Genomic DNA, 15,336 nt, shown 5'->3' with positions numbered 1-15,336 from the left:
TTTAAATGTATTAAAAAAGGGGAATACACTTTGTAAAAAGGTGTGATTTTATTAACTTTTTACGTATTACCACAACGGCTGTTGTTCTTTCTTTTTTTGGTGTGATATTCAGAATCGTTTACGGCCAAATAATTGGGGAAAAAGATTTTCAATTAGAAAGTCTCATTGGTCTCTTCGTTGGTTTTTTTGTGAGTATTTTTTTCATTTATTGTTTTAATGATTATTGTAAAAAGAAAAAACATAATTAATTCACTAATTAGCAAACGAAGCACTCAATGCAAATTTTAATAATCTAGAATGGCTTTCCGCACAACTTTCATAAAAGCAGCTATTTAGGATAAATTATTACTGAAGAAACATATGCTACTGGAGGTCGTAACTTGTTAATAGGTGAGATTGTTCAAAAGCTAAATAATGGTGCTTCTTATGAAGATATTGCTTCTTCCATTAAAATTAGTGAAGATATCTTGAAAGATGATTTAAAGAAATTCGGATTTCACTACGATGATAAAGAAAGAAATCTCGTATTTACAGGATACGAATCTGAATATGAAAATACACTTTGTATTTGTTACTCTGATATCAGGAAACTTTCTACTTAACATTTTTGCGTTAAAATGATATTACTTCTATTAAATTATAAAAGCGCGGGCTGCATTCAGTCCGCGCTTTTAACCCTCTTCATTTCAGTTCTCTTTTTAATACTTTACCGAGCTGATTTTTAGGGAGTTGATCAATAAAATAAACTTCTGGAACTTTGTAACTTGCCAATCGTTCTCTACAATAGTTTAGAATATCTTCTTTTGTTAAAGGAGAAACAGGATCTTTTACCACGTAAGCTACAGGTTTTTCTCCATAAACAGGATCTTCTACGCCTACTACAGCAGCTTCTATAACAGTATCCATTTGCTCAATGATTTCTTCGACCTGATCGGGATAGATATTATCACCGCCATATACGATAACATCTTTATAGCGTCCCATAATATATAAAAAGCCGTCTTGATCTATCTTTCCAGCGTCCCCCATATAGAACCAGCCATTTCTAAGAACTTTGTCAGTCACCTCTTGATTATGCCAATAGCCTTTAAAACAATAGGGGCTTTTTATAATAATTTCTCCAACTTCCCCTGTTTTTACTTCTTGTCCTGACTCAGGATCAATGATTTTTACTTCTACACCGGAAAGAGGCTTACCCGCCGATTCAATTTTTTCATTTCCCATATCCGGTGTCCATACACTCACTGTCCATGCTTCTGTACTTCCATACCCTTGGATCATTCTAATGCCTAACTTTTCATACTCCTTAATAAGATAAACAGGAACTTTGGCCCCTCCTGCAATAGCAACCTTTAGTGAAGATTTCTTTGGCCCTGCATTTTTCACTACTTCGAGCATCTGCATATACGTAGAGGGAAACGCTAACATCATAGTGATCTTATGAGTTTCAATCGTTTCCCACATGATTTCTGGTGTAGGATCTGACAACAGAAACAACCCCATTCCGTTGGAAACAGATTTTAAAATATTGTTAATAGAACTCATATGATAAAAAGGATGCGAGGCAAGAAATCGACCATCCTCTTCATAGTCTATTCGTTGACTCGATGGTTGTATATAAGAATACACGTGACCATGCTCAATCATACAGCCCTTTGCATTGCCAGTTGTTCCAGAAGTAAAAAGAAGCATCGCAATGTCATCTTGAGAGACCTGTATATTTGGATTTAGTATAGAATACGCAGAAAAAATGTCATTATATTCTTCAACTGTCTCCACACTATTTTCTCTTCCTACTTGTAAAGTAATAACGTCATTTAATATTTCAGAATCAAAAGGAATAACCTCATGAAATTTTTGGTCGTAGAAAATAACTTTAGGTTGTGCACTGTCTAAAATATCGATAATTTCGTACTTCGTCAGCTGCCAGCTAATAGGAACCGCTACGGCTCCAATTCTTAATGCAGCTAGCAGAATTGTAGGAAACGGATGATTATTTTGACATAGAATTGCAATTCGATCTCCTTTTTTAACATTATGGCTTAACAGGTAATGAGCCAGCTGATTGACACGTTCATTATATTCTTTAAATGTATGGAAAGATGTACTCCAAATTAAAGCCTCTTTTTCAGCAGATTGTTTAGCTCTTTGCTCTAATAGTTCTCCAAGTGTATACATGATAGCTCTCTCCTTTAATGATAATTACCAGTTTGAATCATATTTAAATGGTCCTTCATTCTAATTATTTTTAACTCTATAAACTACATTACCCGTACTTAACGTTAACGCAAACGTCAATTATAAACGTTTGAAAAATTCATATCTTTTTAGCATGTAAAAGATACATACTAGTTATTCAGAAAAGACTATTCAGTATACTTTGAAGCTTATGCTGAGGAGTTCATAACGTTTGATCTTGTAAGGTTCTTTTCTTTTTTTAACTTTAGTCTCCTTTTGTAGCAGCTATTACGTATGTTCTCTTTCTATGCATCGAGTTAATTGCTAGTTGCACTCTCCATGTGAATAACAAAAGTCTTAAGAGTTATATTAATAAAAACGCTAAGATAATATAGAGCTTCTCTTCTTGCTATAGGATCTATAATGACCATGGAGGAAAATATGAATAAAGTCTTTTTTATTTTTATGATTATTGGTGTACCTCTTTCAATTATTGGCAGCATGTTTAATTGGAATTATATTTTCATGTTTTTTATTTATTGCGTGACATTAATTAGTTTGGCTAATTACATTAGACGTTCCACTGAAAGCCTTAGCGTTGTAGTAGGTCCAACAGCAGGCGGATTACTGAATGCTACGTTTGGCAACGCTGCGGAAATTATTATTTCATTTTTTGCATTAAGTAAAGGATTAAATACAATCGTCATTTCCTCAATTACGGGAGCAGTTCTTGTTAATCTTCTTTTTGCCAGTGGAATATCCATGATCGTTGGAGGTATTCGATTTAAAAAGCAAAAATTTAGTGTGTTTAAAACACGACATAATACTTCCCTCTTAATGTTTGCTATTATCGTAACTTTTGTATTGCCGTTTATCTTTGCAAAACGCTTGGATGATAAAGATATGCAGGTTCTATCCACTTCTTTTGCTATTGTGATGCTGACCATTTACCTGCTTGCTCTTCTTTTTAAACTTGTCACGCATAAAGGGATTTTCACCGGAAACGCAGAAGAAAATGGAGAGAAACCAGAATGGGGAAAAAAGAAAGCAATCGTTGTGCTTGGACTGGCGACAATTGTACTAGCTTATATTAGTGAGAAACTTGTTGGTACCATTGAGCCAGTAGGTGCTGCTTTAGGCTGGAGTCACGTTTTTATTGGAATTATTGTTGTCGCCATAGTGGGAAGTGCTGCAGAGTACGTGTCAGCAATTGCCATGGCCTATAATAACAGAATGGACGTAATGGTGGAGATCTCCATTGGTTCAACCGTCCAAACGGCCATGTTTGTTGCTCCTATACTTGTTCTGTTCTCATACTTGTATGATTTCTTGCCTCTTGTGTTTAATACAGCGGAAATGATTGCGATGATTCTTGCCGCTCTCATGACGGTGACCGTTGTGAACGATGGTGATTCCAACTGGTTCGAAGGTGTTTTACTTGTTGGTACCTACATTGCGATAGGCTTTAGTTTTTACCTTTTATAGAATTTTTTCAAGAAAAAGATGAAAATTTCAGCTTACATAAAGACAAAGCTTGATCATCTTTTTAAATCTTGACGAATAATATATACACAAAAATTTGCTTTTCTTTTGCATGGTTTTCAACTTTAAACACAATTAAAGTATTGCTGTATTGATAATATATAATCGTATATGAACAAGAAAAACGAGCTCTTATCTACTAAGAGCTCGTTTTTTATATTTATTTTATCTACCTTACATATAACCGTTTCAAATAAACAAAAGACACCAGTAAACCTAACATGTATGTACATATTTTGGAGCGAATGACATATTAATAGCTCAAGAGACAGTGTTTACTAATAAAAGTTAGAGGAGATGAGAGTGAGAATGGATAATTTTAATTCACAATCATCCACTGATCATCCAAACCCGCAAGTATGGAATTTTGTTTCAGCTCCTAATTTACATCCCATGAAGGTTACCATTAATACTAATAAGCCTGGAACAGCTCCCGGCCTATTATTTGTTGCACCTTATACGGTATATGGAGCAGCGATGATTGGACAGACCGGCGCACTAATTATGGATCAGACGGGTAATCCAGTGTGGTTTAGACCGCTTGCTAGTAGGTATATCCAAAATACAGACTTTCGAGTACAAATATACTGCGGGAACCCTGTTCTTACGATGTGGCATGGGACAATTTCAGGCACTCAAACTTCAAACCCTAACCTTCCAGTAGGTGAACCTGAGCCTGGTGCTTATTTTCAAATTATCAATCAGCATTATGAGGTCATTAAAAAGTTATTTGCTAAAAAAGGGTTTACCTCTGATTTGCACGAGTTTACAATCACCAAACGGAATACGGCTTTATTTACGGCGGTAAAACAAGTACCTGCAGATTTATCTAAGTATGGAGGGCCCTTAAACGGGTATTTTAGTAATTACTCTATTCAAGAAGTAGACATTGAGACGGGAGAGCTTCTTTTCTTTTGGGATGTACTTAAACATGTTAATCCAGCTGATTCGATGGTACCTGCTTCATCCGCAACAAGCTCTAATAATATATGGGATTGTTACCACGTAAATTCAGTCGAAGAAGGTCCAAACAATACACTTTTAGTGAGCATGCGTAGTATGTGGGCTATTTATAATATTGACAAAGAAACGGAAAAGGTAATTTGGCAACTTGGTGGAAAGCAAAGTGATTTTAGGCTTGGACCGAACGCTAAATTTTCTTGGCAGCATGATGCGCGCTACAGGTCCGAAAACAGGATAAGCTTGTTTGACAATGCCTGCTGTGCTTCTCCTGATTCTCCACCTCAAGGGCAAGCGCGTGGTTTAATTCTTCACTTAGATTATAAACACAAGGTTGCAAATGTAGATCGAACATATTATCATGACCCCGCTTTATATGTTCCAAGTCAAGGAAATGCGCAAAAGCTTTCCAATGGAAATCAACTCATTGGGTGGGGACAAGAACCGTACCTTTCGGAATTTAGGAACGCTGGCAATACACGGAGAAACCCTTCATTTAATTTGTTATATGATATGCAGTATCCAAATCAGAATCTTTCGTATCGAGCCTTTAAAAATAAGTGGGTAGGTCTCCCACTTTATCCGCCTAGCATAACTGTAGACTTATTGCCCGACGGTGAAGCTACAGTTTACGCATCATGGAATGGTTCAACAGAAACAGTCGCTTGGCAGGTGCTGGCGGGACCAACACCTTTTAAATTGTCAGTAGTGGTATTTAGTACCCCTCGTACTGGATTTGAAACAGATATTCATGCTGAGGCAGGTGGTCCCTATTTTCAAGTCAAAGCATTAGATTCATGCAGGAACGTCATTGGTACATCACCCACTACTTACGTAAAAATAAGACGAAATAGACGGAAGTGAGCATTAATAATCCTCTATTAGATTTTTAAAAATGTTCGTATAGTGCCCCTACTCTGAAGACCTGGGGGAATACTTGATATAGATGAGTATGGGGTACTTTTTCTCTCGAATTACTTACCTTTTAAAACAACATCTTCTGATTTGTCATTCCATTTAACAGTTAAAATCAAATGTTTAGATTTCATTATACCTTCACTAGCGTCAACCTTTACTTTCTCTTTAAAATTCCCTTCTTCATTTAACCTTGCGTCTCTCACTGCAATTCCATTTTGATTATTTGAAGTGTCTAAATTAATTCCAAAATCCCCTACGTTTTCTACCTTACTACCTAGATAATTTAAGTTAATTTGAGCTGTTTCTTTACTATTTTCAACGGGATATAACGTAATAGTAGCTGACCAGCTTTGAGTTTCACCTGAAAACTCTAAAGGATCCTCAACTTTACTTTGACATCCAACTAATGAAACAAAAAAGAAAAGACTAAATAAAGCAATACAAAACTTTCTCATCCTCGTCCTCCATGTAAACAGTATAATGTCATTTTTACTAACTTATATTGTATTAAACTATATATTTTTAGTTAACGCCGCATAGAATATTATCTAGTAAAGAACATATGTAAGATCTTTTTTAAAAACTGATCGTAGATTTTGAAAGATGCGCTAAATGCGGAATGTTTCTTTTCACTTTCCATTATAATTTTATCCCCTTTTATCCTCAGGCATATTCTATATAAAGCAAATTGCCGTTAGTTTAAACAATGAAAGGTCTCCCAGAAATAATTCTGAGAGACTAGTAAAAAAATTAACCTGTGAAAAAACTTACAACACCTATCAGCACAAAAAATATGAGAATTGCAGATAAAATGAGTACAACTGTAAAGATAGGTTTATACTTTGCTCTATTTTCTTGATTACTTATCTTATTATGTAAATCATCTAATTTTCTTTCAATTTCATCCAGACGTTTTTCAGTGTTAATATCCATCACCTCCTACCTTTTATACGAATTACTCCTCTAAAAGTTTCCTAATTACTGTATTTTAAAGAATATATATGTAAAAAACACTTTAAATTGTATGTATAGTTAGTTACCAAAATCTTCTTTTCCCATAGTAAACTTTCATTAAAAAACAAAAATCTTAATCTAAATCAAAAGTGAAAGGGACTTACTTGTTTGATAATAAACGAAATAATAAACGAAACAGCAATTGTTGCCGCTAGCTGCTTTGGAGTTTTGTAAAAGATTACGCATAAAACAACATACATAATGAATTCTTCAATATAGTTTACATGTATATAAAATATTCCAACCGCTAAAGAAAGACTTAACAATAACCCCATAGGCAACGCTGGTAATATCCAAGCTAGACGTAAATTATTTTTAGCGATCCATACAATAGCTGCTAGAAACGGAGACGCTATTGCGATACTTCCCCACAGTAAAAAATAACTAGTTGGAAAAAATCCAAATAAAAAAGCGGAATATATATAATAGCCTGTTAGCATTCCTATAAAGAACATGAATGTATTAAGAGCCGCACTAATTTTGGTTTTACTATACGCAGCTATAAGGGTAGCAATCAGTACCCAAATCCCTGTCCTCGAACACAAACCTCCAAAATATGGCAGGATGTTCATCCGCCAACTTCCATCAACATCTGCAACAGTATCTAAATATTTGGTTGCTATCCCCAAAGCTGTACCGAAGACTAAATAGATAATAGAAAATGCAAGTTTGTTTGTAGACTTAACTATTCCAATAGTAAACTCCCCCTAACCAAAGAAAATCTATTAAAATGTTTTAACTCTTTCGTCCAAAAGCTTTTGTATCAATATTTTTGTCATCTAGGAAACTCTCTATCTTTATCTGCTCTCTTCCATTTACACTTTTATTTTTATTCATAAGTGACTCAATTTCTGTTTCAGAAAAATCTCCTTCACTCATATGCTCAACCATGTCATCGATTGCTTGATCCAGTTCATCCAAAATTTGATTGGAACCCATAATATAGCGGCTAATTCTCTCTGAATCTTTTTTATATCCTTCTGGTAAAGTATTGTGCGAAATATAGGTGGAAAAGTTATGATCATTTGCTTTCACCAGGTCTTTTAACTGTTCAAATTTTTTCGCTTGAGCTTTATTTAATTTTTGATCGGACTCCATAATTTCTTCAAATTGATCACCGGTATTGGATAGATCCTCGTTAGTATCTAAGTATGTCTGTATACTTTCTTTCATTTCTTTTTCATCAATTAAGGCATTATTTTTCGATGAACTAAATATGGAAGTTGGTAATACAATTTTTCCACTAGCTTCTTTTGTACTTTCCTGATAAGAACAAGCGCCTAATAAAAAAATAATTATTAAGCTAAAACAAAGTTTTTTCAATTCAAACGCTCCCTTTAACAATGTGTTTTTTCTATTAATTTACATAGAAAATTTTAACATTAAAATCCTCTTAGGACTATACATCTAGAGGCGTATATTGGAAAAGTCCCCCCACCTAATTGAATATAGCAAAAAATGTTAAGAACAAAGATTTGTTTGCTGTTATAGTGAACGTAAGGTAGGTGAATGTAAATGAATTATGTAACTTGTATACAGAAAACGCTAGATTACATTGAGGAGAATTTGGAGACACAAATTACTTTAGAAAAGTTAGCAGAAATTGCTTGTTTTTCTCCTTTTCATTATCACCGTGTCTTCCAAGCCATGGTTGGAGAATCAGTGATGGATTATGTGAGGAAACGAAGACTTACGCGCGCAGCAGAACGCTTATTTTTCACAGATGAAAAAGTCATTGATATCGCACTTGATGTTGGTTTCCACTATCAGGAGTCTTTTAACAGAGCGTTCAAAAAATTTTATGATGTTTCACCCAAACAATACCGTAACGCAAGAAGAATATCTGGACCGCTGCGAGGAAAAGCCTACCTAAATACCACAATTTTGTCAGGAGGAAATAAGATGGAACCAAAACTAGTCACTAAACCTGCTTTTTATGTCATTGGATATGAGCTAAAAACAAAGAACGAGGGTAGCCAGAATAATAAAGACATTCCTGAATTTTGGCAACAGTACATGCAAAATGGATTAGGCTCTAGAATACCCCATCCCATAAACAAAAACGTTGAGCTTGGTATTTGCACTGACTTTAATCCTGAAACGGGTGAGTTTGTTTATGTAATTGGTATGGAAGTTGAGAAAGACACTCCAGCACCTGAAGGAACAGTTTACAGAAGCTTCCCTGAACTAGAATATGCCGTATTTACTACACCAAAATCAAATGAAGAATCTTTTACTTCTTCCATTCAGTCCACGTGGAATTATGTTTTTACAGAATGGTTCCCTGAATCGGGTTATGAGCACTACGGATCAATGGAATTTGAACTGTACGACAAAAGATGTTATGGCTCAGAAAATAAAGAGATTGACATCTACATTCCTGTAAAAAAACAGACTGTTAAGGCATAGAAGAGAAAAGCATTCCAAGTAGAAATTCACTTATAATGCTGAACATATTCCTATACAAAAGCCCAATCTCTAAGCACTTATATTTAAGAGAGGGCTTTTTATTCTTTTGCATTGGGAATTTTGGAATCAACCAATTTGAATATTCACTTCATTTTTAGTTATCATAATGTACGATATCGGCAATAAAAACATCAGATATACAGAGAAATACGATGTGCTTTTCTCTCCAATTACTTAATTCTTAAAACAATATCTTCTGATCTGTCACTGAGTATAAAGTAATACTAGCATTTTATTTTATGTATTTTCCTCACGTACATATTTTTTACATTTTATAGGAATGATAACGTTACTCGTTGTATAACAAATATTCACTCATATAAAAGGTGGTAAAACGTGCGACAAAGATATCTTCTGAAAAGCCCTAATAAAAAAAAGACAACAGCTTGTTCAGCAACTCCCTTATATGATGATGTAAATAAAAATATAGAGAGGCTATTGAACGAATTAGGAAATAGTTCTGATGTGTCGTTTCGAATGGTTGAGTCTCCGCATCAAAACACGTTAAAAGCAGCCGTTATTCACCTTGACGGATTAGCAGATGAAAACATTATAAATGAGAATATCATGACTCCTCTTATTCAGTGGTTTAAAGAAAGTAATCAAGTAGTAACCGTCGAAGAGATAGAAGAACAAATACCTCGGATGTTGACTGTATCTCAATTGACTATAAAAGAGAATTGGCATGAATTTGTGTCAGCAGTTTTAACTGGTGATACAGTCATACTAATGAATGGAAGTTCTAAAATTTTCATTGGCACTACAAAAAAACTTCAGTCCCGCGCAGTAACAGAACCAACCAGTCAAACGGTTGTTAGGGGACCTAAAGATAGTTTCACAGAGAATTTAAGGACGAATACTTCTTTAATACGAGCTAGAATTCAGGATTCTAATTTACGTTTAGACAGCATGAAAATTGGAAGCGTAACTCACACAGATATAGGAATCATGTATATTCAAGGAAATGCAGATGAACGTATTGTAGAAGAAATCAAAGAACGTTTAAAAGGGATTGAGGTAGATGGGATCCTTGAGTCGAATTATATTGAAGAATTTATCCGGGATGATAGGACCACTATTTTTCCACTTCTATTAAATACAGAACGACCTGATGCCGTTGTAGGAAATTTATTAGAGGGACGAATTGCTATTATTGTACAAGGAACACCTTTTGTTTTAATTGCACCCGCTATTTTTTCTCAATTTTTTCAGTCTCCCGAAGATTATTATCAAAATTATTATATTGCTTCCTTTTTAAGGATCTTGAGATTTGGTTCTTTTTTTCTTTCTATGTATGCGTCTGCTATCTATTTAGCATTGATTACGCATCATCAGGGACTTATTCCAAACACATTAATGGTCAGCTTAATGGCTCAAAGAGAACGAGTTCCTTTTCCAGCAATTGTAGAAATATTAGTGATGGAACTAGCTTTTGAGATGTTGCGAGAGGCAGGAATCCGAATGCCTAGAGCAATCGGACCAGCAGTCTCCATTGTAGGAGCACTGATTTTAGGACAAGCAGCTGTAGAAGCAGGTTTTGTATCAGCGGCTGTTGTGATCATTGTTGCTATTTCTGCCATCAGCAATTTTACACTGCCATCTACTAGCATTGTCAATGCGGCCCGGGGCTTTCGATTTATCTTGATTCTAATTTCAGCATTTATTGGCTTATATGGAATTTTGCTTATGACCTTATGTATATGGCTTCATATAAGTAGTCTAAGATCTTTCGGTGTCCCCTACTTTTCACCTTTTGCCCCCTTTGATTTTAAAGAGCAAAAGGATACTTTAGCTCGATTCTCTTTACCATCTCTTTTAAGAAAACAACAAAATAAATAGAAGCCACATAAAGATGAATGAGGATGAAAAATGAAAAATTACCTTTCACTTTTATGGATCACTGCCCTTTGTTTATGTGTTTCAGGGTGTTCGAATTATCGAGAATTGAACCAAATAGGAGTCATTATAGGACTGGGAATTGATGAGAATAAAAATTCGGAAGAACCCTATAAAGTAACCTATCAGATTATTAACCCAAGTGGTTTGTCACAAGGCAGTTCGTCGGGAGGACAGGGTCTTCCTGTCATTAACTACACAGTAACTGCCAAATCGTTAGTGGAAGCATTAAAAAAAGCCTCTGTCGTCATTCCAAGAGAACATATTACTTCTCATCTTTCGCTTATCGTCGTAGGTGAAAAATTAGCAAGAAATGGTCTTAGCTTATTATTTGATGCCTTGGATCGGGGCAAACAAGCTCGTACAAGTATTCCAGTTTTTATTGCGCGTGATGGAACTGCTGAGAAATTGCTTGGTGTGATTGAACCTTTTGAGGTTACTCCAGTCAAAAGTATCCTAAGTACAACCCAGAACAATCAAAAAATGTATGGAATAGTTAGTAATGTACAAGCATATGAAGTTATTTCTATGCTTTTGAGTGAGGGAAAAGATCTATCTCTTCCTGGAATCAATATTAACAAACCCTCTCAGCAGTCAGAAGAAGCAGGCAATTTAGAGAATACCAGCCCAAGTGCTATGCAGGTAAAAGGATTAGCTATGTTTAGAAAAGGAAAATTAGTTCGATGGCTGGATGGGGATGAAGCTCGATCTGTTCAACTTGTTACGTCTGAAGTGAAGAGCACAGCTCTTGTTTTCCCTTGTAATATAAATGAGAATATCACAGTTACAGCGACTGGAATAAAAAGTGAAATAAAAACAAAAATCCGCCGTGGACAACCTTTTATTCATACAGATCTGAATGTGATGGGAGAAATTACGGAAACATCATGCCAAAAAGATTTAAGCAACCCTAAGGTATTAAAAGAGTTGGAAAAAGAAATCCAAAATGAACTACAAAAGGAAATTAAAAAAACTATTAGCATCGCACAAAAAGAAAAGGCAGATATATTTGGCTTTGGTGATAGCTTATCTCGAACCAACCCTAGTTATTGGCGTCAGCATAAACAGAATTGGGAGAGTCTATTTTCAAGTGCGAAGGTATCGATGAATGTGAACGTCACTATCGTAAATACCGGAATGCGTACAAATCCTTATGAGGTAAATTAGATGAGGAGCTGAAAAAGCATTGACTAAAATAAAAATCGATGGGTTTCAATTATTTTGTATGATGTTTATCTTTATATTAGGCAGTACGTTGCTTTTAGATATAGGAAAGGCTGCTAAGCAAGATGCATGGATCGTTCCCTTTTTGGCTACTATTTTTGGATGTGCACTGTATTTAGTCTATATCTCCCTATATAAGAGATACCCTAATATGCCTTTAACCGGCTATCTTATTAAAATCTGGGGTAAATACGTAGGCAGTGCTATCAGCTTTTGTTATATTATATATTTTGTTTATATTGCTTCTAGAGTACTACGTGATTTTGAAGAATTACTAATTAGCTCTTCTTACTATGTTACATCGATTATTACGCTCGGCATATGCATGACCTTTGTGTTAATTTATAGTATTCACTTGGGAATAGAAGCATTCGCACGAGTTACATGCTTATGTTTTGTTGTTATTTTACTGACTCTTTTTATATTAAACGTTTTGTATGTAGTAGGAGGTTATATCAAAGTGGAAAACCTTCAACCCGTATTAGCAAATGGATGGGGAAACATAGGGAAAGAGTTAGTCCCTCTTGGCATTACTGTCCCTTTCGGAGAATTGATTACCTTTACTATGCTTCTTCCTTATTTGAATAAAAAAAGTCAGGCTGCAACAATTGGACTATCCGCCATTATAATAGGAGGGATTGTCTTAACCATTAATTCAATTATTCTTTTATGTGTACTCGGACCAGAGACTGTTTTAAGATCTTCTTTCCCAGCTCTTACAGCTGTGAGTTACATTAACATAGCCAGTTTTATTCAAAGGCTGGATACCTTTATTCTTATTCTCATGGTCATTTTAGGTTTTGTTAAAATATCCATCTATTTCTTTTGTGCCGTGATTGGGGCAACTGATTTGTTTCGTATGAAACCTTCTGTTACAAACATTTATCTAATTGGTGGTGTTATTTTTTTCTCCTCACTGATGATTGCTCCTAGCTACCAAGCTCATATAAATGAAGGGCTCAAAGTTGTTCCTTATTTATTACACCTCCCTTTTCATATAGCAATTCCTATCCTATTGCTGATTACAGCATATATTAAGCAAAAAATAAAGCCTACCCTTTCATGACAAGGGAGGCTATTGTTTTTTTAAAACAGGAAAAATGCTAACAGTAACGAACAACAAAGCAAATAAAACAATCAAAAAATAATCTTCTCCACGTGCAATTACAAAATATTGTTTTAGGTTATAAAACGATTGAAACATATAGTTTCCCTGAAAAACGTCGATGAATACAATAAGAGCATAAGCCCCCAGCAAAATACATAAGGATGAAATTATTTTAGCCATTATATCAGCCTCACCTTTTTCTTTTAAATTGCGGTAAATAATATAAAAATATACAAGGCGTCCATGAGATTTAATACTATTTATTAAATAATGGAAAATAATTGATCTTCTGCAAAGCAATCTGTTATAAAAAATTTAACGTAACAAGAATTTTAAAAATTCATCTACAAGGAGCTTTATTTATTTTAATGTACGGCTCTATTTTTATAGATTCTCACGAAGTAGTACAAGCCAAGCAGAAGTAATCCTACATTTGTATAAACATAAAAAATAGACCCATACCAAAAGTTCTTTTGAGCCAATGAATCAAAAAAATAATGTAAAAAGTGGTATAGCGCTACATAGATTAAACAAAGACTCCAGAAAACATTTTCTTCTCTAGAATAAATCTCTCTTAGTAATAAAAGAATGATCCACCAAAACACAAGTATGGATAATGTACTGAGTAAGTTAATTGGATAAGTCTTATAGTAAAAAGAATACGCGCTGCTATAAAATAAAAGCATCGATAGTAACAACATGAATAGTGGCTTTCTAGAGTGCTTATTGGTGATAAAAAAGTACAAGCCAATTAAAATGGCCATAAAAAAATAAATGTAATTCAACAAATTCCCCATCTCAAACCTCAACATTTTTATAATTTAATACTATGATATTTACGTTTCTCATAAAATCTTTTATGTATTGGGTCAAAAACACAGCATCTTATGCTTCCTTGCCTCTTTTATGTGTACAATACCCAAATATGTGTACAATACCCAAAGGTAGCAATTCCAAAAGAAACTCCAAAAGCGGTTGAAAATGCTGTTAAAAGATCAAAATTAGAGGTAAACAGAATATTAATTATTACGTTTCCTCCAAAGAAAATTAAAAAATATACCAAGAATTTCAAAATAACTTTTTTCAAGAACTACCCTACTTTCATAGATGTCGTTTAGATTGACTGCTGATTCAACACAGAATTTAAAAATCACGAAATTATAAATATAGCCAATATATGATTATATTACCATATATTTTTACTGACCATAAAAAAGAACCTCTTTAAAATAGAGGTTCTTTTTATAACAGAGAAGATATTTAGTTAGGGTAATGACAAGAATTAAAATGTCATTTGTGAGCTTTAATAAATATAGTTCTCGTACTACTTATAGCTTCTCTACCAATTCATCAACACGGACACAAGTGAATCCTTTCGTTTTCACTGTTTTTAATACATCTCTTAACGCATTAATTGTATTTCTTGGAGCTTCAGATTCCGCCCCTAGCGTATCACCGCAGTCGTGCAGCAAAATCACGTCCCCGCCTTTTATATTTGCTAGGCGCTGTTTAATCTTTTCGCTTCCGCCAGAGGTTCGCCAATCTTCCGCCATGGTTGACCATAGAATAATCTTATATTTACCTCTTTTGATAAAATCGAAAAGATTAAGCATTCCCCAAGGCGGGCGATAATATCTAGGCTCGACTCCCGTGATAGCTTCAATCACCTTGGCTGTATCCTTCAGCCCTTTTTGAACTTTCCAAGGCGACATAAACCAGTTGGAGTGATGTACGTAGTTATGAATTCCGATTAAGTGGCCTTCATTATGCATTCGCTGAATCAGTTCAGGGTACTTTTCTGCTTTGGTACCGACCACAAAAAAGGTTGCCTTCACTTCATTTTTCTTCAATAAATCAAGAAGTATCGGCGTATAAATAGGGTTCGGACCATCATCAAACGTAAAAGCAATTTTCGATAAATCCCTTCCCCTTTTAACTACGTTTACTCCTAGACCACGTGATAGGAAATACGGAATAACGGTGTATAATAAAATTAAAAAAATAATAGCAGAAATCATGAACTCCAT

The 15,336-nt window shown here is 34.6% G+C and carries 14 protein-coding genes; 7 read left to right on the top strand and 7 right to left on the bottom strand.

Translation table 11 applies throughout. The features are described from left to right. The first annotated feature begins 380 nt into the window (after nucleotides 1-380). A complete protein-coding gene (locus tag NST66_RS06975; protein ID WP_028413859.1) occupies nucleotides 381-602 on the top strand; it encodes a hypothetical protein in 222 nt (73 codons plus the stop codon). A gap of 79 nt (nucleotides 603-681) precedes the next feature. Here NST66_RS06975 and NST66_RS06970 read toward each other — a convergent pair whose 3' ends face one another. Continuing rightward, nucleotides 682-2,178 carry a class I adenylate-forming enzyme family protein gene (locus NST66_RS06970; RefSeq protein WP_340843211.1) on the bottom strand — a complete coding sequence of 499 codons (1,497 nt, stop codon included), beginning with the start codon at nucleotides 2,176-2,178 and terminating at the stop codon, nucleotides 682-684. Between the two features lie 441 nt (nucleotides 2,179-2,619). On the opposite strand from NST66_RS06970, the gene cax reads away from it, so the two are divergent. Further along, a complete protein-coding gene (cax, locus tag NST66_RS06965) occupies nucleotides 2,620-3,663 on the top strand; it encodes a calcium/proton exchanger (RefSeq protein WP_033578584.1) in 1,044 nt (347 codons plus the stop codon). A 366-nt stretch (nucleotides 3,664-4,029) separates the two neighbouring features. Beyond that, the gene (locus NST66_RS06960; protein WP_033578583.1) at nucleotides 4,030-5,544 is read left to right on the top strand and encodes an arylsulfotransferase family protein; all 1,515 of its coding nucleotides are present in this window, start codon (nucleotides 4,030-4,032) and stop codon (nucleotides 5,542-5,544) included. Nucleotides 5,545-5,654: 110 nt separating this feature from the next. Here NST66_RS06960 and NST66_RS06955 read toward each other — a convergent pair whose 3' ends face one another. The 4 genes from NST66_RS06955 to NST66_RS06940 form a co-directional block, all read right to left on the bottom strand. Beyond that, the gene (locus NST66_RS06955; RefSeq protein ID WP_033578582.1) at nucleotides 5,655-6,053 is read right to left on the bottom strand and encodes a hypothetical protein; all 399 of its coding nucleotides are present in this window, start codon (nucleotides 6,051-6,053) and stop codon (nucleotides 5,655-5,657) included. Nucleotides 6,054-6,348: 295 nt separating this feature from the next. Beyond that, nucleotides 6,349-6,531: a hypothetical protein gene (locus NST66_RS06950; protein ID WP_014460704.1), complete on the bottom strand. Its 183-nt coding sequence runs from the start codon at nucleotides 6,529-6,531 to the stop codon at nucleotides 6,349-6,351. A gap of 164 nt (nucleotides 6,532-6,695) precedes the next feature. Then, a complete protein-coding gene (locus NST66_RS06945) occupies nucleotides 6,696-7,184 on the bottom strand; it encodes a DUF6518 family protein (protein WP_340843210.1) in 489 nt (162 codons plus the stop codon). Nucleotides 7,185-7,347: 163 nt separating this feature from the next. Next, the gene (locus tag NST66_RS06940) at nucleotides 7,348-7,935 is read right to left on the bottom strand and encodes an NDxxF motif lipoprotein (RefSeq protein ID WP_049163922.1); all 588 of its coding nucleotides are present in this window, start codon (nucleotides 7,933-7,935) and stop codon (nucleotides 7,348-7,350) included. A 192-nt stretch (nucleotides 7,936-8,127) separates the two neighbouring features. On the opposite strand from NST66_RS06940, the gene NST66_RS06935 reads away from it, so the two are divergent. From NST66_RS06935 to NST66_RS06920, 4 genes are all read left to right on the top strand, one after another. Beyond that, nucleotides 8,128-9,021 (top strand): AraC family transcriptional regulator, encoded by an 894-nt coding sequence (locus NST66_RS06935; protein ID WP_340843209.1) that lies wholly within the window; start codon nucleotides 8,128-8,130, stop codon nucleotides 9,019-9,021. A 396-nt stretch (nucleotides 9,022-9,417) separates the two neighbouring features. Continuing rightward, the gene (locus NST66_RS06930; RefSeq protein ID WP_033578578.1) at nucleotides 9,418-10,920 is read left to right on the top strand and encodes a spore germination protein; all 1,503 of its coding nucleotides are present in this window, start codon (nucleotides 9,418-9,420) and stop codon (nucleotides 10,918-10,920) included. A 30-nt stretch (nucleotides 10,921-10,950) separates the two neighbouring features. Next, nucleotides 10,951-12,144 (top strand): Ger(x)C family spore germination protein, encoded by a 1,194-nt coding sequence (locus NST66_RS06925; RefSeq protein WP_033578577.1) that lies wholly within the window; start codon nucleotides 10,951-10,953, stop codon nucleotides 12,142-12,144. Between the two features lie 19 nt (nucleotides 12,145-12,163). Next, nucleotides 12,164-13,267 (top strand): GerAB/ArcD/ProY family transporter, encoded by a 1,104-nt coding sequence (locus NST66_RS06920; protein ID WP_033578576.1) that lies wholly within the window; start codon nucleotides 12,164-12,166, stop codon nucleotides 13,265-13,267. 9 nt (nucleotides 13,268-13,276) lie between these two features. Here the strand turns inward: NST66_RS06920 and NST66_RS06915 are convergent, their stop codons facing one another. Both NST66_RS06915 and NST66_RS06910 read right to left on the bottom strand, forming a co-directional pair. Then, the gene (locus tag NST66_RS06915; protein ID WP_226313283.1) at nucleotides 13,277-13,489 is read right to left on the bottom strand and encodes a hypothetical protein; all 213 of its coding nucleotides are present in this window, start codon (nucleotides 13,487-13,489) and stop codon (nucleotides 13,277-13,279) included. Nucleotides 13,490-14,637: 1,148 nt separating this feature from the next. Further along, nucleotides 14,638-15,336, bottom strand: coding sequence for a polysaccharide deacetylase family protein (locus NST66_RS06910; RefSeq protein ID WP_033578574.1), 699 nt, complete (start codon nucleotides 15,334-15,336; stop codon nucleotides 14,638-14,640).

Origin of the sequence: Priestia sp. FSL W8-0524 (assembly GCF_038005965.1) — a bacterium.
GTDB classification, from domain to species: domain Bacteria; phylum Bacillota; class Bacilli; order Bacillales; family Bacillaceae_H; genus Priestia; species Priestia zanthoxyli.
The sequence above is the reverse complement of the archived record's forward strand: the minus strand, read 5'-3'. Positions and strand labels throughout refer to the sequence as shown.